We start from the raw sequence: 23,905 nt of genomic DNA, 5'->3' as shown, positions 1-23,905 counted from the left end.
TTAACCCTATCCTTTTCCTCTCTGTCTTGCTTTTCTTTCTTCTGCAAAAATATACCTGATAATTTCTTCCCTTATTTTATCATCACGAATAATAAATTTCAGTCGGTTTTCATACATATTATCACGATTTAACAGCTTCGTACTTCGCAGGATATATCCTGGAAGATAATATTGTTTTTCACCGGTCTGCGTCTGTAGCATCACAATAATCAGAACAGCTTTTCCCTCTTCTAACTGCTCATTCGTCACAAAGCGTACACCACCTCCACTGATATCAACAATAGTGCCCTTTTTCTGCTTTTTATAAAAATCATCATCCCTGAGACTTGCGATGATGTCTTCCGTCTGTTCCATTTCCGCTTCTTCGTCTGTCAGATGGAAATACCCCATATCAAGGACACATTCCATACGGTAATATTCCCGTCTCTGATATTTGCTCAGTGGTGTATTTAATACAATCCGGAGCAGGTAGCGGTTCTCCGTCTTATAACGTTCCCGGATCTGACCAATGCTTTTATACAATCCATTCGGTGTATAGAATACAAATTCATAGCGAAGTCCCAGTGGAAGTAATATCAGTTTTCCACTCTGAATCGGCATCATTATCTCCATTTCACCATTTTCAAACAGTTCAAAAATCTGACTCTTGTAAACTGGTGCAGCCTTTTCTGCAGATTCTGGCCTTTCCGTCTGGTTCACTATATGAATATCAATTTTCATTCCTTCCCGTAAAACATTTGAAATCATTCTATCACCTATCTGTTATTAAAAAATTCAGCAAACAACTGGGCAAAGCCCCGCTTCATCAACGGAATATCATGCGCACCTTCTATAAGATTATTTGCAAGTATCTCAAATGCTTTTGCCGACTTGGTCTCCGGTGCATATAAAGATACTATCTGCTGCTGGCGTATTGCTTTTTCAAACATGGAATCCTGCGGTATCATGCCGAGATATTCAAGATTACCATTTAAAAACTGTGACACAACGGTATTTAATTTATCATATACTGCCTGTCCATCTTCCACAGAATTTACACGGTTGGCAACCACATGAATCTGCGTTCCGCTTTTGGCAAAATTCGGATTCCGGTGCAGTGCCTTTAACAGAGAATAGGAATCGGTCAGTGAGCTTGGTTCCGGTGTTGATACCAGAAGGACCTCCGGACAAGCCATAACAAATTCCAATACGCTGTCTGCAATTCCTGCTCCGGTATCCACCAGTACAATATCAGCCATTTCATCTAACTGTGCCAGATTACGTACTAAAAAAGTAATCTGATCCTTGGACAGATTATTCATTCCCACAATGCCTGAGCCGCCTGAGATAAAGCTTACTCCTGCCGGTCCCTCTGTTATAATCTGCCGTATATCCATTCCCCGGTATATAACATCACTCAAATTATGTTTTGGTATTGCTCCAAGCATAACTTCTACATTTGCCAGTCCCAAATCAGCATCAAAAATAATAACTTTCTTATTCATTTTCTGAAACTGGATTGCCAGATTAACTGTAACGCTGGATTTTCCCACGCCACCTTTTCCACTGGTAACCGTAATTACTCTTGCTTTCTGGGGAAGCTTCTGGTTCTTTAATTTAATTACATTGCGCAGCTTTTCTGCCTGATCCATATTATTATCTGCCTCCCAATAACTGTTTTACAATTTTCTGTGACTGGAAAATTTCAATATCATCTGGCACATTCTGCCCTGTTGTCACATAGGAAACATCCGCACCAGAATACATGCGAATATTTAACAGACTACCATAACTACTGGTTTCATCTAATTTAGTAAAAATAATCTTATAATCCGATATCTCATGGTATTTATCTACAATTTCCATCAAATCGCGGTATTTTGTAGTTGCGCTTAATACCAGATAAACATCCTTCTCATATTTGTCATCCAGACTTTCTATGAGGTTTCTCATATCTTTTCTCTGATCTTCATTCTTATAAGAGAATCCTGCGGTATCTACCAGAATGAGATCATAATCCTTTACACGCTCTATGGCTGCATTCATTTCTTCCGATGAATAAATAACTGTCAGCGGTGTATCTAAGATATTCGCATAAGTACGTAACTGTTCTGCCGCAGCAATCCGATAAGTATCTGCTGTTAAAAACGCTACTTTTTTGCCATAATCCACTTTAAATCTGGAAGCCACTTTTGCAATGGTTGTTGTCTTGCCAACACCGGTTGGTCCAATAAAAAATACGATTTTAGGCTGTCCCGGTATCAGTTCAATCTTTTGAGGCTGTCCGAATTTTAATACCATTTTCTGGTAAACATTGGATAAAATAATATCCATGCTTGCACTGCCTCTTAAATTCTTCTCCACATCATCTAATATCTGGTTGACATATCTTTCATTCACTTCATTATCCAGTAATGTTTCATAAATCATGCGGATACAACGGAAAGTCTCAGACTGCTGATGCTTCATATCCTTTGGAGCATCAGTCTCCTTTTCCGGCTTTTCCTCTTCTTTTGGTTCTTCCTCTTTTTCCGGTTTTAACTTCTTTTCTAATAAATTAGAAAGACTTTCTATCTTTTCTTCCAAATCATGACTGCTTTCCGGATGAATGGCTGCTGGTTCCGGTGCCGGAATTTCAATCTTTTCATTTGCTGCAAAATTTATGCTGTCATGCATCTTTAATGGAGCATGTAACGCAGGAAGAGGATTAACTGTCTGTTCTTTTTCCTCTAATGCTGCCGTCACTTCATAAGTTGTGCTCTTTAATGCCCGGAATAAACCCTTCGGTTTGATTTCCTTTACATTCATAATCACAACTGCTTCTCCCATTTCCTTTTTCGCCTTATCAACTGCCTCTTCTCTTGTTCTGCCCTGAAATTTATTAATCGTCATTTTATGCTGTCACCATCCCTACTGATTGTAATTCCACATTTGATTCCACTTCATTATAAGACACCACAATGAGGTCTTTGAAATAGTCCTCGGTGAGTTTCTTAAAATACATCCGCACAATTGGCGAAGTAATGACAATCGGATTCTTTCCAATATTCTCTAACTTTGCTACTTCCTGCTTTAAGGATTCCATAATATTCTTGGTCTTCTCCGGATCTAAAGTCAAATAAGCCCCCTGCTCAGTCTGTTTTACAGAACCCATGATTTCCTGTTCCACCTTCGGATCTAATGTTACCACGCTGGTTGTCTCATTTGCCGGAAAGTATTTACTTGAAATTGCACGTTTTAATCCCTGACGCACATATTCTGTCAATACATCGGTATCCCTGGTTGTTACCGCATGGTCTGCTAAATTTTCAAAAATCGTAAGCAGGTCACGGATAGAGATGCCCTCCTGTAAAAGATTCTGTAAAACTTTCTGAATTTCACCAATACTAAGAAGCTTCGGTGTAAGTTCATCCACAAGTGCAGGATTGTTTTCCTTGATATTACTAATAAGATTAGATACATCCTGTCTGGTAAGAAGTTCTGCAATATGGGAACGGATTACCTCTGTAAGATGGGTGGCAATAATAGATGGTGGATCTACTACGGTATAGCCAAGACTCTCCGCACGCTCTCTCTGTCCCTCTGTAATCCAGATTGCCGGCAGATGGAAGGATGGCTCAAAGGTCGGAATACCGGTGATTTCCTCTTCCACATATCCCGGATTCATTGCCATATAGTGGTCAAAAAGGATTTCTCCTTCTGTTACCTGAATTCCCTTTATCTTAATAATATACTGGTTAGGATTTAACTGAATATTATCACGCAGACGAATAATCGGAACCACTGTTCCAAGTTCCAGCGCAATCTGTCTACGGATCATTACTACACGGTCCAAAAGGTCTCCACCCTGATTTACATCTGCCAGTGGAATAATACCATAACCAAACTCCAGTTCAATAGGATCAACCTGAAGCAGTGAAACCACATTCTCCGGCCGCCGGATTTCTTCTGCCGCCGTTTCATCTGCATTGGTTTCCTCTTCGATTTCTTCCACCTTTACATCCTTTTGTATCTTCCGTCCGGCAGCTAAAAATGCAATGCCAAGCGCACAGAAAAGTACCGGATTCAGCGGAGTTGCAATTCCAAGAAAGGTTATCGTTGCACCTACAATATACAATACCTTGGGAATTCCAAAAAGCTGTTTTACCAGCATGGATCCAAAATCCGCTTCACTGGATGCTTTTGTTACGAGAATACCTGTTGCCAGCGAAATCAAAAGAGACGGAACCTGGCTGACCAGTCCATCACCAATGGTTAATATACCATATTTCTGAAGTGCCTCCATGGCAGACAGCCCGCCATTCATGACCCCCATAATCGTTCCACCAATCAGGTTGATGAATGTAATAATAAGGCCGGCCGTTGCATCTCCTTTTACATACTTGGTTGCACCATCCATAGAACCAAAGAAGTTAGATTCCTGCTGAATCTTAGTTCTCCGTTCTCTTGCTTCCTTCTCTGTGATGGCACCAGTATTTAAATCCGCGTCAATTGCCATCTGTTTTCCAGGCATTGCATCCAATGTAAAACGTGCAGTTACCTCAGATACACGCTCAGAACCTTTATTGATAACGATAAACTGTATCAGAATCAGGACAATAAATACAATTGCTCCGATTACAAGATTACCACCACCTACAAAGCCTCCAAAGGTCTCTACTACATTTCCTGGTTCACCGGTAGATAAAATCAATCGGGTGGAAGAAACATTTAATGAGATTCGGAATATGGTGGTAAACAATAACAGTGTCGGGAAAAATGACATATCCAGCACTTCTTTTGCAAATAATGCATTAAAAAGAATAATCATTGCCAGTGAAATATTAATCGCCAGCATGACATCCAATAAAATAGAAGGAATCGGAATAATAAAGAATATGACTGCAGCAAGAAGATAGATTGCTACACCAAAATCCGCTTTTTTCATTCCGGTTTCCTCCTTTCATTTAAATTCGTATTAATTTCTGCCTTTTAGATTGTAAACCATCGCAAGCACTTCTGCAACTGCCTGATACAATTCTGGTGGAATTTCTGCTCCGACATTTACATTTGCATAAAGCATACGCGCCAACGGTTTATTCTCTACAATTTCCACCTGATTTTCTCTTGCCACTTCCTTAATCTTTGCAGCAAGAAAATCTTCACCCTTTGCAACCACAACCGGTGCTTTGGATACTTCCGCATCATACCTTATCGCAACTGCATAATGGGTCGGGTTCGTAATGACTACGTCTGCCTTCGGCACATCCTGCATCATTCGTCGCTGCGATGCCTCACGCATTCTCTGACGCTGTCTTCCCTTAATCTGTGGGTCTCCTTCAGTATTTTTATACTCGTCCTTTACCTCCTGTTTGGTCATCTTCATTTCTTCTTTGAATTTATGTTTCTGATAAATCAAATCAGCGATTCCGACAATCAGGTAAACCAGGCTTGTTTTTAAACCCACATCCACAATAAGTCCGGCAATCAATGCAACTGCCTGTAACAGTTCCATATCATAGATAACAAATAATTCTCCCTGCCTGTCCTTAATCTCGGAATACGCCACATACATGACCAGTGCCACTTTGACAATAGACTTTACAAGTTCAAACAGAGAATCTTTGGAAAACATCCGTTTAAACCCATTGATAGGATTAAACTTTGATAATTCCGGTTTTAATGGCTTCCCGCTTATTTTCCAGCCCACCTGAAGTACACTGACTAAAAACGTTACCACTATTCCGATTAAAAGAAACGGTATCATGACCTTTATCATTTCAATCACAGCCTGTGACATTAGCATATGGCTGGATTTTACTGTCATGCCCGTCTTATTTTCTAATAGAATATCCGGGATTTTCCGATAGAAACCTGAAAACTCATTCATTAAGGTTTCTGAAACATAGCTTCCAAAAATCTTCAATCCCAGGAATAAAACAATTAAATCTACTGCTCCGGAAAATTCCTTGCTTTTTGCAACTTTTCCTTCTTCTCTTGCATCTTTTAATTTTTTTGCAGTTGCCGGCTCTGTCTTTTCGCCGCCAGGTCCCTCTTTTGCGAACCACTGCAGATTATATTTCAGAAGTAAATCTCTTTCCTCCATATAAATCTCCTATTCATGTACCAGCTTATCCATACATTCCTGATGCAATTCCGGTAACCATCCGTTTCATCTCAGTAAGCACAAAATCGGATACATACGGAAGCAGCTGTATCGTCAAAAACAAAACCAGAAATCCAAGTAATATCTTAAGCTGGATACCAACAGAAAACATATTCATCTGTGGTGCAATCTTTGCCATGATTCCAAGAATACAGTTCAATATCATTAACACTGCAAAAACAGGAAGTGCCACCCGGAAACCAAGCACCATGGAATCCGTCATATAAGAAACCATGGTCTGAAGCAGGGAATCCCACATAAAATTCTGACCATTTACCGGAATCAGAGTGAAAGAATCAACAATTGCCTGTAAGATATACTGATACATTCCACTGGACATGAGCAATAACATGACCAGATAATTATAAAAATTACCTGTTATTGGAGAATTTGTTTTACTTACCGGATCATACTCGGTTGCCATGGACAAGCCCATATTTAAATCCATAATATTACCCGCAAATAAAACAATGGAATTACAAATATTTGCTCCAAAACCAATCAGCAATCCTGTAATTCCCTCTTTCACGACAATTGTGGCATATTCAATTACTCCTCCATATTCTATCGTGCTTTCAGGTAATACTCCAATCAACAGGATGGATACAAATACTGAGAAACCAATTTTGACTCTTCCCGGAGTATTCGACATGCTAAAAAATGGAGCCGAAAAAACAAAAGAAGTAATCCTCACCAGAACCAGCAAAAAATATTCAAATGTAAGCAGTGAGAAACTATAATTAACCATGTTTTATCTCTACCTGTATATCAACTGATATATAAACTAAAATCAGACCACAATCTCGTCATAAAATCAGTCATATTATTCAGCATCCACGCTCCAAAGAGAAGCATTCCTGCAAATACACCCAGAATCTTCGGTACAAAGGTAAGCGTCTGTTCCTGAATAGATGTAACCGTCTGAAAAATACTAATAATCAAGCCTACGATAAGTGATATTAAAAGCAATGGAGCCGAAGTTAAAATAATATTATAAATAGCGTCCCTTGCAATATCTAAAACTTCTCCCTGTGTGATCAATTTCTACACCTCTTTCATCAGTAAAATGTCTCTACCAGTTCCCTGATAACAAGATTCCATCCATCAGCAAGCACAAACAGCAGAATCTTAAACGGAAGAGAAATCGTAGTTGGCGGAAGCATCATCATACCCATCGACATAAGGACAGATGCTACTACCATGTCAATTACAATAAACGGAATATATATAACAAATCCAATAATAAATGCCTGTCTCAGCTCACTTAAAATAAAGCTCGGAATCAGCACAGTATTGGATATATCATCCTGTGTCTCATAAGTCACGCCGGCAATGTCACAAAATGTATTGATATCCTTTGCCTGTGTCTGTTTAAACATAAATTCACGGATTGGCTCCATTCCTGCCTCAAAGGCCTGTTCCTGCGTGATTTCACCGGCATCCAGCGGTTTCAATGCATTTTCATTAATCTGTGTAAAAACCGGGCTCATAATAAACAGGGTAAGGAACAACGCCAGTCCAATCAACACCTGATTTGGCGGAACAGTCTGCGTTCCAATTGCTGCTCTTACAAAATGAAGCACAATAATAATTCTGGTAAAGGAAGTCAGCATAATAAGAATAGATGGTGCTAACGCAATTACAGTCAGTACCAGAAAAATCCGAACTGTTCCGGATAAATTTCCCTCTCCATTATTAATATTAACAGAAAGTCCATTATTACCAGAGGATGCTGTTCCATCTGTACCATTGCCATTTTCAGTTGACTGATTACTATTACTGCTGTCAGTTACCCCAGGTATATTTACAGATGCCGCATACGCTTTCTGTGGTACAAATGCCACCAGTGTAACAACAACTGCAATAACCGCAAATATAAAAGATACCAGACAGTATTTCTTCTTAAAATTACTCATCCTTATGCCTGCTCTTCGGTAAATGTTCTTTGAACTGTTTCATAATGTTAGAGAAACTTTCTCCTGTATTCTGATATTTCACCGTATCTTCCAGCGAAACATCATTTAACTGTTCCCTTGTAAGCTGTGCTAACATCGTCACTTCATCTTTTCCGATTCCGATTACGAGATAGGTCTCTCCCACCTCTATAATCTGAATATACTTATTTGTAGTGAGTTTCATAGTCTCCACTACCCGCATATTCTTCTGAAAATTATGTTGCTTCTGATATCCGGCAATCCATTTTGTTACATAATATGTAATTGCAAGCACAAAAACAAATATCAGCAATACACCTATCAATTGGAAAAAGCTTTGTACGCCCGATGTTCTGCTACTCAGTAATATCATATTAACCCACTACTTTTTTTACTGCTTCAAGAACACGTTCTGCCTGAAATGGTTTTACAATAAAATCCTTTGCACCAGACTGGATTGCTTCAATAACCATTGCCTGCTGACCCATTGCAGAACACATAATTACACATGCATTTGCATCTGCTTCTTTAATCTTTTTTAATGCCTGAATTCCGTCCATCTCCGGCATGGTAATATCCATCAGTACCAGGTCTGGATGTACTTCATTATATTTTTCGATTGCCTTTACTCCATTTTCTGCTTCCCCGGCAACTGTATATCCATTTTTGGTAAGGATATCCTTAATCATCATTCTCATAAAAGCTGCATCATCACAAATTAAAATACTCTTTGCCATATTAGTTATCTCCTTGCTAATTATTTAATAATCTCTGTAATTCTTACACCAAAGCTTTCTTCAATTACAACTACTTCACCTTTTGCAACGTACTTTCCATTTACCAGTACATCAATTGGTTCTCCAGCAATCTTATTCAATTCAATGATTGTTCCCGGAGCAAAATCCAATATATCATGAATGGATTTACTGGTTCTTCCCAGTTCCACGGTTACTTCTAATGGTACATCCATAATAAGATCAATATTTTCCTTTGGAAATACCCCATTCATATCTCCAGTAAAATTTTGGAACTGAGCCGGCTGTACATTTACCTGCTGGTTTGCATACATTGCCGACATATCTACAGGTTGTCCCATCATTGGCTGCCCCATCATCGGCTGTCCCATCATTGGCTGCCCCATCATCGGCTGTCCCATCATTGGCTGAGGCTGTGGTGCTGTCTGGCTTGCCTGTGGTTGTGGTGCAGGAGCCGGTGCCGGCTGTGGTGTTGCTTCCTGTATTGGTTCGTTTCCACCTGTCATGGTCTCCGTAATACTTTTACACATCTCTCTTGCAAAAGATACCGGATACAGCTGCATGATTTCACTGTCCACAAGATCACCGATTTCCATTTTAAAAGAGATTTTCACAAATGGCTGTGTCAGGAAATCATCAATTGCTCCCTCATCAATATTTCCTGTCAGATCAATCAGATCTGCAACAGGCGGGCTGATATCAATCTTTTTATTCAGCATGGATGATAATGAAGTAGCTGCAGAACCCATCATCTGATTCATTGCTTCACTGATTGCGCTTAAATGAAGCTCTCCCAGTTCCACGTCTGTATTGGTTCCGTCTCCTCCCATCATAAGATCTGTAATGACCTTAACATCATGCTCCTTTAATATCAGGATATTGCTTCCATCCAATCCAACGGTGAATCCGATTCGTATAAATACACACGGACGCTCATACGCCTTTACCACGTCGTCCCAGTTTGCCATGGTAACAACCGGTGTGGATATTTCCACTTTACGGTTCACCAGCGAAAACAATGTCGTTGCTGCGGTACCCATACTGATATTAGCAATTTCACCGATTGTGTCTTTTTCTGAATCACTCAGCTGTCCATCTGCCGTATCTGATGATGCACCCGGATTATTTAGCAGGGCATTGATTTCTTCCTGCGATAGTACTCCATCCATCACTTACTGCTCCTCTCTAATTACTGACATTACTCTTACTGCATAGTCATCACCCGAAGCTCCCGGCAATGCAGTAAACTTACGAATGTTTCCAACGTAAACATCCAGCTCCTGGTCCACTTTCGTGTCCAATCTAACTATATCACCCACCTGTAAATTCATGAAGTCGTTTACCGATATGGTGCTGTTACCTAAAATTGCTTTTACAGGTATCGGTGCTTTTGAAATCAAAGTTTCAATTGCTTCCGTATAACGCTGTTCATCTTTTTCCTGCATGGTAGAATACCAGTATTTTGTATTCAACTTGTCCATAACAGGTTCCAAAGTAAGATACGGAAGGCAGATATTCATCAGACCTTCAACATCCCCTATTTTTACATTAATTGTAATAATTGCAATCATTTCACTCGGAGAAATAATCTGGGCAAACTGCGAATTTGTTTCAATACGTTCCAGTCTTGGATGTAAATCCACAACATTTTCCCACGGTTCCCGGAGCAGGTCGACGCAGACTCCCATAATTCTTTCTATAATCAGCAACTCTATTTCTGAAAAGTCACGGACTTTCGCTAATGGTTCTCCGCTTCCACCAAGCATACGATCCACCATGGTATATGCAAGATTTGAAGCAATCTCCAGAATAACCGAACCTTTCAATGGAGAAAAATTAACAATACCAAGAACCACCGGATTAGAAAGTGCATTTGAAAACTCAGAATAGGTAACTGCTTCAGAGTTCATCACCTCAACCTGAATATTTTTTCTTAGATAAACCGGAAGATTTGTGGATATCAGTCTGCCATAATGTTCAAACACAATCTCCAGTGTTCTTAAGTGTTCTTTTGAAAACTTGGAAGGTCTGGCGAAATCATAATTCTTAATCTGCTTCTCGCCATTGTCCTTCATTTCTTCTACATCCAGCTCGCCGCTGCTCAATGCCTGAAGCAGGTTATCTATCTCATTCTGAGATAAAACTTCGCTCACGGACTCTCACCACCTTATATTTCATGCTTACTATTTTTAATCCTATACTACAGTTACTTCCGAGAAGTTGACTGCAATGATAAAATCTGAACCAAACTGCTTCTGTAGTTCTGCCAGTATAGCGTCTTTAACCGCCTGCCGATCCGCATTAAATTCATCCATTGTATAGGTATTAATTACGCTATTAATGGTATCTTTTAAAATTGTTTCACGTTCAGCCATATCTTCGCCATAGGTTTTATATCCATCGTTCTTGCTGTCCATGGAAATGGATGCTGTAAGCTTTACATAATGAGTTTCGCCATCTGCACCTGTTTTTAAATTGATTGTCATGGCATCTTCAATTTTATAGGTCTCAACCTGGTCCATTGGAATGCTGGCAGACTCAGTTCCATCCCCACTCTCCAGCTCCAGATCAATTGCACTGCATACCTTGTTTACCAGCTCATTGGATTTCTTTGTTTGCGGCAGGATTGTTATTGTAAGTATTCCTGTCAAAATCAGGTTCACCAGAACCAGTGCCAAAATAAGCACTGACATAAGGTTCTTCTTCATCTCATTTCCTCCTATTCTGTAGCGCCGCCGGAATTATATGAATTATATACCTTAATTTCAACACGACGGTTTCTTGCTCTGCCTTCCTCTGTAGTATTATCTGCTACAGGAACATATTCCCCTCTTCCTGAGGATTTAATCAGTGCCGGATCCAATGTGGTATTATCCCGGATAAAATCCGCCACAGAAAGTGCCCGGTACATGGACAGTACATTATTGTTTTCATATTTTGACGAATGGATTGGCACATTGTCGGTATGTCCTTCAATTTCAATCACATTGCTGTCATAGTTTTCCAGGATAGTTCCTATTTTAGCAATCAGCGGCTGGGCATCTTCCCGGATATTTGCCTTTGCCGAATCAAATAATATTGCTCCATTTAATGTAAGTTTTACATACTCGGCATTAAAATCTACTTCCACCTGATTCTGTAATCCCCCCGCCTCTATCTGCTGCTCGATTTGTTCTGCCATTTGTTCTGATTCCGACAATGCCTGTTCTTTATACTGCTCTGCTACATCTGTCTCAGTCTCAGTCTCTTCTGTTTTGCCACCCTGGGAATCCCCATCCTCTCCTGAGGACGTTTCAAAAAAAACATCAATATTCGGCAACTGGCTGATTCCGTTGCCCACCATTTCTCCCTCGCCAATACTCATACTGCCTGCCGGCATAATACTTAAGCTGCTCTGCAGCGAGGCTATCACCATCTGAAACTTCTCTGCATCAACGGTAGACATGGAAAAAAGCAACACGAAAAAGCACAGCAACAGATTCATCAAATCACTAAAGGTGGTTATCCAGCCAGCCGCCGGCTTTGCTTCCGGTTCCCGCTTCTTTCTCGCCATTATTCTTCACCTCCGGCTTCATCTTGTGCATTATAAGCCTCTCTTGCCTGTGGTGACAGGAATGATTTCAGTTTTTCTTCTATTACACGAGGGTTTTCTCCTGCCTGAATAGACAAAAGTCCCTCAACGGTAACCTCTTTCATTATAATTTCTCTGGCATTATTATCTGACATCTTTGATGCAATCGGATTACAGATCCAGTTAGATATCAGCGAACCATACAATGTTGTAATCAGGGCAACTGCCATATTAGGTCCGATGGAAGATGCATCCTGTAAATCCTTCAACATATTAATCAGACCAATCAGGGTACCAATCATACCCCAAGCCGGAGCTAATTCTCCCCACTTTTCCCAGAAGCCGATTACTTTCTTATGCCGGTCCTCAATGCAGCCCAAATCTGTTTCCAGAATTCCACGCACCAGTTCCGGGTCAGTTCCATCTACTACCAGCATAACTCCTTTTTTCAGAAAGTCATCATCAATATCATTCGCTGCTTCTTCCAATGCAAGAAGCCCCTCTTTTCTGGCAATATTTGAAAGATTAATGATATTTCCAATAATCTCACTCGGGTCATTCTTATGTAACTTAAAAGCATTTCCCGCTGACTTAAAGCCATTAATGAAATCTGCCATACTGTTACATGCCAGAACACCAGCAATAGATCCTCCAATCGTAATAACAGCGGATGGGAAGTCCATATATGTATTCCATATTGCCGATACACCTGCACTTTGAATAATTCCAAATAAAACCATTGCAAGTCCCATCAAGGTACCAATAAGTGATGCTATATCCAATTTATCCACCTACATTTCTATAAAATTATGGGAACACCATTCTTTTGAAAATGGTCCTTGTTACCCACCTTTTTGTATTTTCATTTTCATTTCTATATAATCTTACTAAACTTTCAGCAAAATGTCTACTTTTTTTACAATTATTTTAGAAACAATTCCATTTTCTATTATACCATATATAGGGGAACTATCAAATATAGTCCCCCTATATGTACTGTTTTTATATTATTTTTCGCTATATCTGACTATTTTTATTATCGTTTCAGATTAATCAACTCCTCAAGAAGCGTATCGGATGTAGTAATTACTCTTGAGTTTGCCTGGAAACCTCTCTGCGTGGTAATCATCTCGGTAAATTCAGAAGCCAGGTCTACGTTGGACATTTCCAGTTCTCCGGAATTCATGGTACTTCCGTTTGAAGTAATTTCGACACCAATTCCATCAAATTCACCGGAGTTTAAAGTAGTACGGTAGCAGTTATCTCCTACTTTTTCAAGTCCGGCTGCATTTGCAAAGCGGGCAGATGCAATCTGGCCCAAAAGAACAGTATTACCATTATCGTAAGAACCGTAAATTTTACCATTGGTATCTACAAATACACCGGTTAATGCTCCAAGCTTCTTACCTGTTCCGGTTGTTCCATCAATTGCTCCCGCATCCATTCCAACAGTAGATGTTCCACCATTATTAGAATTCTTACACTGTGTAAAATCAATGGAAATATTTTCAAACTGGTCGCCTAACTGTTTCATGTTCAATGTGACTGAGCCGTTAGTGCTGTCACCCACGGAAACAAATTTACCTTTTCCAGTACCAGTATCAAACTTCAGTTCGTAATTTACTGCTGTTGCTTCAATAGTAGGTGGATTACCATCAGTAATGCTGTTGATGGTTGCACCAGGCTGTAACCCGGTATAAATATCAGAAAGTGATACGTCCGTTACTGCTTCGTATCCGTTTACTACACCACCGACTGAAGTAATTGCACGATATACTTTGCTGTCATACTGTCCGGTAGCGGCATTCTGTGTTGTATTGATATAGTACATTTCACCACTGCTGTTACGGAACTGATGATATGTATTTCCGCCAAAGGAATTAGATGCTCCGGTATCTGTCCACTCTGTACTGATTGCATTGTAAGCAGTCTGTGCATTAGTAATTCCACCGCTGGCATTTGCTCCGAATACATCAGAAAGATTTCCACCATTTGCCAAAAACTCCTCTAAGATATTCTTATTGGAAGAATCATAAATAGCACTCAACTCAACGGTATAAGTTCCGGCATCGGTATCTACACCTTTGACTGCAAATTTTGCGGTATAGGAATATCCCAATGCATCGAAGAAATTCAAATTCATGGCATATCCACTTTCACTGGTTATTTCTGTACTGTTTTTATCTACAATACCACCACAAACTGCATTCGTTGTTGCTTCTGCCGGAGAAGTAAGATTGCTTTCCTGCATGATACGAAGTGCAGATACCTGGTCTTTTTTAATCTGTCCGGTAGTCGGGTCTACCTGCCATCCCATAACATTGTATCCGGTAGATGTCATGGCAAGGTTTCCTGAGCCATCGATATAGAAAGAACCTGCTCTGGTAAAAAGATTTTCAGTACCGTTGCTTACAACAAAGAAACTTGTTGTATTACCCTTGTCTGTAATTCTTAAGTCAAATGCTTTTCCGGTTGTCTGGGCTGCCCCACCGGAAGTAATGTCGATGGAAGTAGAACCTGTTGTTACACCAAGACCAATCTGCTTGGCATTAATTCCACCGGTTCCGGTTGTTGCATTTGCTCCGGATGCACCGGAAATTGTCTGATACATAATCTCGCTGAATGTTACACTGGACTCTTTAAATGCCACGGTATTTACATTGGCAATATTGTTACCGATAACATCCATCTTTGTCTGATGTGTCTTAAGTCCTGACACAGCAGAATACATTGATCTCATCATAATGAAATGACCTCCTAAATTTGATGTCTGACGCAGAACCCATCTGTCAGTCAGGGTTCTCACAGCCTCCATAAGGTCCGGCTATGCTATTACTGCACCATCAATATTTGTAAAAACATTATTTTCTGATTCATTCTGGTCCATTGCTGTTACAACTGTCCTGCTCGGTACATTTACAATGAATGCCAGCGAATCAACTACTACTAAGGATTCTTTGATTCCTTTCTTCTCAGCCATCTCCACACCCGCTTCCAAGCGTTCACTCTGCTGGTCTGAAAGACTGATATTCCGGGTAGACAACCGCATGCTTGCATGCTTCGAAAATTTCACTTCGGAAACATCTGCTGCTTTTTGCTTTTCTTTTAATACCTCCGCAAAAGAAGCTCCCTGCTCCGGCTGCGTTTTATTACTCTTCGAAGGATTGAGATACTGGTCTGCTACCTGTTCAATGGAAGTGAATTGATTTGCTATCTTATTCATGCTTTCATCTCCCTAATAACCTTCCGTGGTTTACTCTGCTTTCCCTGTTTCTTCTGTATCTTTTTTGTCTTCTGTACCACCGTTACCTTCTGTCTTATCACCGTTTTCTCCTGCGGCAGCCTGTAACTGTTTCATTTTCTCTTCCAGTTTTACAAGTTTATCGATATCACTCTGTTTAATGAATGACTTCTGATAACTGGTCATGCTGTCATATGCTTTCCGAAGGTTAGTCAGTGTACCTGCATTATCCAGTGTAAGTTCATCTGCTGAAGGTAATGATGCAATTGCAAGTGAAAATGATTTTGCAAGGCTGATTGCATCCATGTAACTGTCGTCCATAACAGAATATAAATCGTCAATGGAGTAAAGGTTGTTATTTACCATAAGATAAGTCTTATTGTTCTCATGGATTACACTGTCTACTGTTCCGGTAACATCGGATGTCTCGCCTGTTGCAGAAGATGTAACACGAAGTACTACCTGTTTTCCCACCAGTGAATTTGCTTCCATCTCCTGTAAGGATGCCTGCATATTCTGGGTTTCCTCTAACTGTGAGAATGTTGCCAACTGTGAAATATACTCTGTATTATCTGTTGGTTCCAATGGATCCTGATATTTCATCTGTGCTACTAACAGTTGTAAAAACGCATCTTTATCCAGACTACCTCCGGATTTTTTGGAAGTAGAGGATGAGGAATTTGATTCTGCACTGGTATCCACAACCTCTCCATTTTTTATAAGCTGTGTTATCATTTTGTGCTCCTTTCTACGCTGTTACATCCATGGTATTTCCATGGTCTTTCATAATCTGGGCTGCCAATGCTTCTTCTTCATTCATAAGCCCGGATAACTCGTCCAATTCTCCACGGAACAATCTTCTTCCGGCTGTTCTTCCAGATTCTTCTCTCTGACTGCCCTGCTGTTCTTCTCCAGATGCATTCTGCTCTAAGTTCCGTTCAAATTCATGACTTGCTATTGCAACTTCGACTGCATCTACTTTGATTCCCTGCTGGTTTAAACTGGTTCGAAGGTCTGCAATCTGTGCTTCCAAAGCGGTCTTTACTGTTTCACTGCTTACTGCCAGTTCTGCAGTTATATTTCCTTCTTTGGTTGCTGCAATGTGTAAATATACTTTTCCGAGATTTTCCGGATTCAGCTGCATCTCAATGGATGAATTTTCTGGGGAGAGATTCACTTTTGCGAATTCTGTAATCTGGTTCATAATATCCTGCACATCAATGGTTGTACGGGATGCCACCTTATTTACCTCTTCCGGTGCTACAGTCTGCTGTTCTGCTCTTACCTGAAATTCCATATTCTGCGCATGTTCATTTACACTGCTCTCTTTCGTTTTCTGTGACTGGGCTGCTGGCTCGCCCATTTCACCGGACGCATTCTCTGATACATTGTTTTCAGTCTGTGCATCCTCTGACGCATTCACCTGAATTACCGGCGCTGCATCTTCTGTCTCTTCTTCCGGCTGTACATTCTGTGTTTCTTCTGTAGTATGGGTCATCTGAACTGTAGCTGCCATTACTGTTGTATCCTGTGAAGTAATTGTCGCATCAGTCTGTGGAGCAATTTCCTGCACGCCGCCATCTGCCATATCCACTGTTTCGTTAAAATCCGCTGTCAGTTCTGCCAACTGATTCTGTAATGCTACCCACTCATCCTTAGAAATTCCAAGTGTCTCACTTAAGCTCTGAACCAACTCATCTGTATTCTGCATAATATTTGTGAATTCTTCACTCATAAGCAGTGAACAGGCATCCTCAGTTCCTGTCAGTTGTGTCACAAGCTGTGAAAGGCTTGCCGGGTTCAGTAAATCCATCCACTGCAATCCCAGTATAGACATAGCATCTTCTACCTGCTCATCCGAAACGCCAAGTTCATCTTTCAGAATTTCTTTTACACCAGTTTCAAATGCATCCTTTGTGTCTTCCAGTTGATTCTGCAGCTCTTCCACTTTCTGTGTAGGAGAATTCTCCTTTACATTCAGTTTCTTTGCGCTGTCTGCTACAGCTGCCGGCTGTGTGGTTGTTGCTGCAGGTTCTTTTCCTACCGGATTTCCACTGGTAAGCTGCTGGTTTCCATAACCGGATGTTTTCTGTTCCATCACAGAAGCAAAGCTTGCCTGTGCAGTTGCACATAACCCTTTTTCCACAGTGCCCGTCACTTTGGAAAGTCCTGTGTCTAAAGTTCCAGGGGTTGATACCATTCCCGAAATCTTTGCACTCGTCATGTATTCTTCCTCCTTTCTTCTTTATTCAATTTTATTTATTCTGAAGGATTCATGATTTCTGTCACCTTTGCGGCTGTATCAGAATTCATTTTCCCTAGAATATCAGCTCTTGACTGCGCATCCATATTTTCCAATATCTGTGCCACCAGATTCAGATTATCTGTCATGGTGTCAAATATGGCTGCTGCTTCCTTCGGTTTCATCTGGGAATAGCCCTTAACATAATCAGATATCTTACTGTCTGTCTGCTGCTGTTCCACTACCTGTTTATACAAAAGTTCCGCATTATCCGGATCAATGCTCTCATAATATTCCTTATATTGTTCTATATCGGGTGCCTGGTCCGAAAAAACAACCTCATTATAAAATTTTTCTTTTTCTTCTTCAAAAGCAGCCTCATTTGCTTCATATTCTTTCAGCTTCTGGGACTGTGCTTCCAAATCCGCGATATAAGCACTGTTTTCACTGCTCCCCTGCTGTGCCTGTGCCAGTTCCTGCTCCAGTTCTTTTATGTAAGCTACCGCTTCATCCATGTTCTTATATGGATAATCCTCTTCCGTAGAAAGATCGTCCTCAGAGTCCGGTAAAATCCGGTTGACATACGGAATATCTTTTAATAGTGGACGCATTACCGTAGAGCCAAATCCTCCAACATCCCATTTAATCAGCAGTGCCAGTATTGCCAGCCATACAATAATGATGACCAATGTTACCAGAGCAACTGCCAGTTTTGAAGAACTGCCTTCCTCTTCTTCTGTATTTTCCAAATCAGTTTCCATGTTCTTTGCAGTCTTTTTTTCTGCCTTCTTTCTTGCCTTCTCCGCTTTCTTTGCTGCTTTCTTATCCATTTCTTCTGCCATCGTTACACCACCTGTCTATTTTTTCGGTCTGCCATAGCTATAGCTTACCAGTTCGTCTACTACCTTGTTATCTTCCTGCGCCAGTTGTTGTTTGAAATCTTCAAAATCTTTTTCCCGTAGTTTTTCCTGCGTCTTTCGCTCTTTCATAACTTCTTCCAGTTTCTGCCTGGCGGCTTCCACATTTTTCTCTGCTACCTGCACCTGCATCATCTGTCTTCGAATCAACACCTTCATGCTTTCAATTGCCTGTCTGCATTTTTTTATTTCCAGCAAATCTATTTTGCCTTCAACCAACTCTTTTGCCCGGTTATCATATGCATTCTTCCGCTCAAAGAGTTTTAAAAGCTTTGCCTCTTCTTCCCGGAGTGCTGCATTTGCCTGGCTGTATGCAATCTTTGCCTGACTTTCCAGTTTTAATTTAATATCTAAAATATTCTGCATTCGGTAAATAAATTTTGCCATATCTCATTCCTACTTGAATACATCTTCCAACAATGTCAATTCTTCTTCAAATGTAAATTTTTCATCAGTCCTCTGACACAGAAACTCATTGACCGCTTTTATCTTAGAAACCGCATAATCAATTTCTTCATTGGAGCCGCTCTTATAAGCGCCAATATTAATCAAATCTTCTGCTTCCTGATAGGTTGCCAGTACATTTTTCAGCTTTCCTGCCACCGCCTTATGCTCCGCCGAAACAATGGAACTCATTACACGGGAAATACTCTGCAAAATATCGATTGCCGGATAATGATTCTTATGTCCTAATTTTCTGGATAACACAATATGTCCATCCAGAATACTTCTTGCTGTATCGGTAATCGGCTCATTAAAATCGTCACCGTCTACCAGCACCGTATAAAGTCCGGTAATAGAACCTCTTTCTGCTGTTCCTGCCCGCTCTAATAATTTCGGCATTTCCGAATACACGCTTGGCGGATATCCACGGGTAACCGGTGGTTCCCCGGTAGCAAGTCCGATTTCTCTTTGTGCCATGGAGAATCGGGTCAGTGAATCCATCATCAGCAGTACATCTTTTCCCTGATCCCTGAAATATTCCGCTACAGCTGTTGCAGTTTTGGCTGCTTTATTACGAATCAATGCCGGTTTATCTGAAGTTGCCACAATTACCACCGAACGGCGCATACCTTCTTCGCCAAGGTCCCGTTCAATAAATTCTCTCACCTCTCTGCCCCGCTCTCCAATCAGGGCAATTACATTGATATCCGCTTTGGTATTTCTTGCAAACATACCAAGCAGGGTACTCTTACCAACTCCGGAACCCGCAAAAATTCCAATACGCTGTCCCTTTCCAATGGTAATTAATCCATCCACTGCTTTAACTCCCAGTGGTAATACCTCACTGATGATTTCACGCTTCATCGGATCTGGTGGCGGGGCTTCAATCGGATATTCCTTATCGGTATGAATCTCATCCACATCTGTCGGTCGTCCAATTCCATCCAGAATATGGCCTAAAACCTCATCTCCCACCAAAACAGACAAAGGATGTCCCGTATTTGCTACGATACATCCAACACCCAGACCTTCAATACTGTCAAAAGGCATCAATAACAGCCGGTTATCCTTAAAACCGACTACCTCTGCCATGACATATTCTTTTTGCTCTCTATCCCGATATATTTTACACAAGTCATTCAGTTTTGCTTCCGGTCCGATAGATTCAATGGTAAGACCTACTACCTTAGACACTCTTCCAAGGCAGGTATAATATGTCTTATCCGAAAGTAACTGATATTTTTCCAAATCACATGTCACTCTTTTTTCCTCACATACACAATGACTGTATATCACGAATCAGATTATCCAGCTGTACATCCATTCCACACTCAAACACTCCTGTATCTGTCTCTATGATACATTCTCCTTCAGTCATGGAATGAATGGTAACTAAATCCAAAGTTGCATTCTGTCCCACGCATTCTAACAGCTCCTGTTTATGTTCTTCCAGATATGCTGCCTGTTTCGGACCTGCTTTGATTGTAAATTCTTTCGGTCCGTCAATGGATTCCATTGCCCGTTTTACAAGATAAAGTACAATCTCATCCTTATCATGGAACTGCACATGGAAAACATGGGAAACCACATCTGTAATTGTATGTACAAGCTTCGGTTCCAGTTCCCGCATCTGTTCCAGATAAGAATCCTGCAGCTGCTGTTCCCTTTTTCCAATGCTCTCTAACTTTGCATCATAAACCGCAGCACCTTCCTGCATTCCCTGTTCCAAACCTTCTGCCTGTCCCTGTTCCTGTGCCTGCTTACGAATTTCGTCTGCTTCCTCCCGGGCTGCTTTTCGGATTTCGTCTGCTTCGGCATTTGCCTGTGCTAAAATTTCTTCTGCTTTTTCCTTTGCCTCTGCTTCATAATCAATTGTTTCCACCTGCGGTGCAGCAATTCCTTCTACAAATCCACCTGACTCTGCCTGTGGCTGTTCCGGTTCTCTTGTCTTTGCAAGAGCCCGGGACTGTTCTTCTAAAATACGATACGCCAGCGTATTGGAATTAATCACGCGGCTCTCAGATTCATTCGTGATAAAACGCTGTTTATATAAATTAGACAATAATCTCATCACCTCCGCCACGGGAAATTACAATTTCTGCGGAGTCTTCCAGTTTACGAATAATACCAACAATCTTCTGCTGTGCTTCTTCTACATCCTTCATTCTTACCGGACCCATGAATTCCATATCTTCACGAATCATGGCAGCAAGACGTTTGGACAGGTTCTTAAAGATAACATTCTGAACCTCTTCGTTGGCACCCTTCAGTGCAACAGCAAGGTCATTGTTGTCCACATCACGCAGCACACGCTGGATTGCACGGTCGTCCAGCAACAGGATGTCTTCGAACACAAACATCTTCTTGCGGATTTCGTCTGCAAGTTCCGGCTCTTCGATTTCTAAGGATTCCATAATATGTTTCTCTGTTCCACGGTCTACCGTATTCAAAATACCAACGATAGCATCTACACCACCCACAATTGTGTAATCCTGATTGATCAGGGAAGATAGTTTTCTCTCTAACACACGCTCTACCTCTTTGATTACATCTGGTGAAGTTCTGTCCATCTTGGCAATACGTTTTGCAACATCCGCCTGCTTCTCCGGTGTCAGGGCTCCTAAAATCATTGCAGACTGTGCCGGTGACAGATATGACAAAATCATGGCTATGGTCTGCGGATGCTCGTCCTGAATAAAGTTCAACACCTGACTCGGATCTGTCTTTCGTACAAATTCGAACGGACGAACCTGAAGGGATGCTGTCAGTTTTGTAATAACCTCCTGTGCCTTGTCGCTGCCTAATGCCTTATCCAGGAGCTCTTTGGCATAGCCAATACCTCCTTCTGCAATATACTGCTGTGCAAGGCATACCTGATAGAATTCGTTTAATACGCTTTCTTTGGTCTGCGGTGACACACTTCTGGTATTTGCAATCTCCAGTGTCAGTTCTTCTATTTCATCTTCTTTTAAATGTTTGAAAATACTGGCCGACTTCTCCGGTCCTAATGCTATCAGCAATATCGCCGCTTTCTGAATGCCATTATATTCTTCTGTTCCCATTTATTCCCACTCCTCATTCAGCCAGTTACGAAGCAACGACGCAACAGCCTCCGGATTTTCATCTACGAATTTTTCAATCAGGACACGAATCTCTGACTTCTCATTGTAACCAATATCTTCCAAATCTTCCTGTTCTGCCTGCTTGGTTGTCTCAAGCAATGATTCTACAGAAAGTTCCGGTTCAATCTCAGTTTCTTTTTCTTTTCTGGTACTGCGGAATACCACATATCCTAACAGTGCAAATATCAGAACCGCAAGAATAATCTGCAGGTAATCCTGAAAGCCCCTGCCGCTGCCCTTAGAATATTCAAACATCGGAATATCATAGCTGACAATCGAAATATTAGATGTCGGGATACCGGTTGCATTAGATACCATAGTATAAAGATCCTGATCTACCGTTCCCTTTACCCGGTTGTTATTCTGTGTTACAAATTCATCAAAGGTCATATTGTCCAGAGTACCATCTGCTTTTAAGGTATCCTCATTATAAGTCACATAACGGGCTACCGTTACAGATATGGATGACTGGTCATATTCTATATCCCCTACAGAGCCAATGGTCTGGGTGTTCTTTTCATCCAGTGCACGGTCAATGGAATCATCTGTAATAGAGCTTTCTGATGTGCTTCCATCCGGAAGTACATAAGTTGTTCCATCTCCATTAGAGTCTGTTCCCGGTGTTCCCGACGTACCACCGGTTGAGTCTGACTGATAACGGTCCTCATGGGTAATCAGTCCTTCATCCCTGTCTCCCTGTGCAGAATAATTTTTCTCATTAGTTGTAACCTGATTAAAATTCAGTTTTAAATTTAATCCTACATCAATCGTATCATAAAGGTCTGTTCCCTTAATTACATCTGTAACAGCCTTCTTCACCTGTGTTTCTTTCTTCGTCTGATAACTGAGCTGTGTGCTGGCAGTTCCGATTGCTGTACTCTCTTCTCCACCCGCAAATAAAAGGTTGGAATTAGAGTCAATAATCGTAATATTATCCGTGGAAGAATTGCCAATCTCAGTTGCAATATATCTTGCCAAAGATGCCGCCTGGTCTTCGGACATCTCTCCGTTCAGTTCCAGCTTAACGCTGGCATAGGACTCCTGATTTCTTGTAACTAAGGTTCCATCATCTTCCGGAATATTTAAGTTAACATCTGCCGACTTAATCAAATCCATATTTTCCAGTTCTTTTGCAAATTTATCTTCCAAAAAGACCTGATACCGTTTACTCTTATCAGCTTCCGTTGTGCTGATACTGCCGCTTAATGCATCATCAATGGTAAATCCGTTGGTCGGAATACTGTTTGAACCAAGCAAAATATTTGCATCTGCCTGATTCTTTGCATTTACCGAAAAAGTCATTCCATCAGAAGAAACCTCATAATCTATGCTGTTTCCATCCAAAAGGTCTTTTACAGATGATGCCTGCGTTGCATCCTCACAGGTTATCAGCTGAACCATCGTAGGTTTCGTCATCACGACAGCCAGTATCACCAATGCAAGAATTACTACAGCCGTAATACTGATAAGAAGCGTCTTCTGCTTTGTTGTAAACTTCAGCCACCACTCTTTTATTTTTTCTAATATTGCTTTCAATCTGTCTGGCATAATCTAC

Annotated in this window: 25 protein-coding genes; all 25 read right to left on the bottom strand. The window is 40.9% G+C overall.

The genetic code is table 11. The annotated features are described in order from the left end of the window. Positions 1–6 precede the first annotated feature (6 nt). The 25 genes from LKD41_RS08410 to LKD41_RS08290 all read right to left on the bottom strand — a co-directional run bounded on the left by LKD41_RS08410 (position 7) and on the right by LKD41_RS08290 (position 23,898). Positions 7–747 (bottom strand): flagellar brake protein, encoded by a 741-nt coding sequence (locus tag LKD41_RS08410; protein WP_227700921.1) that lies wholly within the window; start codon positions 745–747, stop codon positions 7–9. A gap of 8 nt (positions 748–755) precedes the next feature. Then, a complete protein-coding gene (locus tag LKD41_RS08405) occupies positions 756–1,631 on the bottom strand; it encodes a MinD/ParA family protein (protein WP_227700920.1) in 876 nt (291 codons plus the stop codon). Positions 1,632–1,635: 4 nt separating this feature from the next. Next, complete coding sequence (gene flhF / locus LKD41_RS08400; protein ID WP_227700919.1) at positions 1,636–2,871, bottom strand: flagellar biosynthesis protein FlhF; 1,236 nt, start codon at positions 2,869–2,871, stop codon at positions 1,636–1,638. A 1-nt stretch (position 2,872) separates the two neighbouring features. Then, positions 2,873–4,906: a flagellar biosynthesis protein FlhA gene (gene flhA / locus LKD41_RS08395; RefSeq protein ID WP_022243294.1), complete on the bottom strand. Its 2,034-nt coding sequence runs from the start codon at positions 4,904–4,906 to the stop codon at positions 2,873–2,875. Positions 4,907–4,936: 30 nt separating this feature from the next. Further along, entirely contained in the window at positions 4,937–6,064 is a 1,128-nt protein-coding gene (flhB, locus tag LKD41_RS08390) for a flagellar biosynthesis protein FlhB (RefSeq protein ID WP_022243295.1), read from the bottom strand. A 25-nt stretch (positions 6,065–6,089) separates the two neighbouring features. Next, a complete protein-coding gene (gene fliR, locus LKD41_RS08385; RefSeq protein ID WP_227700918.1) occupies positions 6,090–6,872 on the bottom strand; it encodes a flagellar biosynthetic protein FliR in 783 nt (260 codons plus the stop codon). A 20-nt stretch (positions 6,873–6,892) separates the two neighbouring features. Continuing rightward, positions 6,893–7,162 carry a flagellar biosynthesis protein FliQ gene (fliQ, locus tag LKD41_RS08380; RefSeq protein ID WP_227700973.1) on the bottom strand — a complete coding sequence of 90 codons (270 nt, stop codon included), beginning with the start codon at positions 7,160–7,162 and terminating at the stop codon, positions 6,893–6,895. Positions 7,163–7,182: 20 nt separating this feature from the next. Then, entirely contained in the window at positions 7,183–8,040 is an 858-nt protein-coding gene (gene fliP, locus LKD41_RS08375; RefSeq protein WP_022243298.1) for a flagellar type III secretion system pore protein FliP, read from the bottom strand. Continuing rightward, entirely contained in the window at positions 8,033–8,431 is a 399-nt protein-coding gene (locus LKD41_RS08370) for a flagellar biosynthetic protein FliO (RefSeq protein ID WP_022243299.1), read from the bottom strand. Before LKD41_RS08370 ends, fliP begins: the two co-directional genes overlap by 8 nt. Position 8,432: 1 nt before the next feature. After that, a complete protein-coding gene (locus LKD41_RS08365) occupies positions 8,433–8,795 on the bottom strand; it encodes a response regulator (RefSeq protein ID WP_022243300.1) in 363 nt (120 codons plus the stop codon). A 20-nt stretch (positions 8,796–8,815) separates the two neighbouring features. Next, positions 8,816–9,982 (bottom strand): flagellar motor switch phosphatase FliY, encoded by a 1,167-nt coding sequence (fliY, locus tag LKD41_RS08360; protein WP_227700917.1) that lies wholly within the window; start codon positions 9,980–9,982, stop codon positions 8,816–8,818. A gap of 3 nt (positions 9,983–9,985) precedes the next feature. Next, positions 9,986–10,966 (bottom strand): flagellar motor switch protein FliM, encoded by a 981-nt coding sequence (fliM, locus tag LKD41_RS08355; protein ID WP_022243302.1) that lies wholly within the window; start codon positions 10,964–10,966, stop codon positions 9,986–9,988. 42 nt (positions 10,967–11,008) lie between these two features. Continuing rightward, complete coding sequence (locus tag LKD41_RS08350; protein ID WP_022243303.1) at positions 11,009–11,521, bottom strand: flagellar basal body-associated FliL family protein; 513 nt, start codon at positions 11,519–11,521, stop codon at positions 11,009–11,011. Positions 11,522–11,532: 11 nt separating this feature from the next. After that, positions 11,533–12,366 (bottom strand): OmpA/MotB family protein, encoded by an 834-nt coding sequence (locus LKD41_RS08345; RefSeq protein ID WP_118057398.1) that lies wholly within the window; start codon positions 12,364–12,366, stop codon positions 11,533–11,535. Further along, positions 12,366–13,166 carry a motility protein A gene (locus tag LKD41_RS08340; RefSeq protein ID WP_117841168.1) on the bottom strand — a complete coding sequence of 267 codons (801 nt, stop codon included), beginning with the start codon at positions 13,164–13,166 and terminating at the stop codon, positions 12,366–12,368. The genes LKD41_RS08345 and LKD41_RS08340 overlap by 1 nt, the downstream gene beginning before the upstream one ends. 254 nt (positions 13,167–13,420) lie before the next feature. Then, entirely contained in the window at positions 13,421–15,127 is a 1,707-nt protein-coding gene (locus tag LKD41_RS08335) for a flagellar hook protein FlgE (RefSeq protein ID WP_227700916.1), read from the bottom strand. Between the two features lie 81 nt (positions 15,128–15,208). Then, a complete protein-coding gene (locus tag LKD41_RS08330) occupies positions 15,209–15,607 on the bottom strand; it encodes a TIGR02530 family flagellar biosynthesis protein (RefSeq protein WP_022243307.1) in 399 nt (132 codons plus the stop codon). 30 nt (positions 15,608–15,637) lie between these two features. Then, positions 15,638–16,360, bottom strand: coding sequence for a flagellar hook capping FlgD N-terminal domain-containing protein (locus LKD41_RS08325; protein ID WP_118057400.1), 723 nt, complete (start codon positions 16,358–16,360; stop codon positions 15,638–15,640). A 13-nt stretch (positions 16,361–16,373) separates the two neighbouring features. Then, on the bottom strand, positions 16,374–17,849 hold the full coding sequence (locus LKD41_RS08320; RefSeq protein WP_227700915.1) for a flagellar hook-length control protein FliK: 1,476 nt from the start codon (positions 17,847–17,849) through the stop codon (positions 16,374–16,376). 35 nt (positions 17,850–17,884) lie between these two features. Beyond that, entirely contained in the window at positions 17,885–18,709 is an 825-nt protein-coding gene (locus LKD41_RS08315) for a MotE family protein (RefSeq protein ID WP_227700914.1), read from the bottom strand. Positions 18,710–18,724: 15 nt separating this feature from the next. Beyond that, positions 18,725–19,171: a flagellar export protein FliJ gene (gene fliJ, locus LKD41_RS08310; RefSeq protein ID WP_117698273.1), complete on the bottom strand. Its 447-nt coding sequence runs from the start codon at positions 19,169–19,171 to the stop codon at positions 18,725–18,727. Positions 19,172–19,180: 9 nt separating this feature from the next. Then, entirely contained in the window at positions 19,181–20,488 is a 1,308-nt protein-coding gene (fliI, locus tag LKD41_RS08305) for a flagellar protein export ATPase FliI (protein ID WP_117698274.1), read from the bottom strand. Between the two features lie 10 nt (positions 20,489–20,498). Next, positions 20,499–21,290 (bottom strand): FliH/SctL family protein, encoded by a 792-nt coding sequence (locus LKD41_RS08300; protein WP_158552072.1) that lies wholly within the window; start codon positions 21,288–21,290, stop codon positions 20,499–20,501. Beyond that, complete coding sequence (gene fliG, locus LKD41_RS08295) at positions 21,283–22,290, bottom strand: flagellar motor switch protein FliG (RefSeq protein ID WP_022243314.1); 1,008 nt, start codon at positions 22,288–22,290, stop codon at positions 21,283–21,285. The genes LKD41_RS08300 and fliG overlap by 8 nt, the downstream gene beginning before the upstream one ends. Beyond that, positions 22,291–23,898, bottom strand: a complete 1,608-nt coding sequence (locus LKD41_RS08290) for a flagellar M-ring protein FliF C-terminal domain-containing protein (RefSeq protein WP_227700913.1) — start codon at positions 23,896–23,898, stop codon at positions 22,291–22,293. Positions 23,899–23,905: the final 7 nt, after the last annotated feature.

The sequence above is a fragment of the Roseburia sp. CLA-AA-H209 genome (genome assembly GCF_020687575.1).
Lineage (GTDB): Bacteria > Bacillota > Clostridia > Lachnospirales > Lachnospiraceae > Roseburia_C > Roseburia_C amylophila.
The sequence above is the reverse complement of the archived record's forward strand: the minus strand, read 5'-3'. Positions and strand labels throughout refer to the sequence as shown.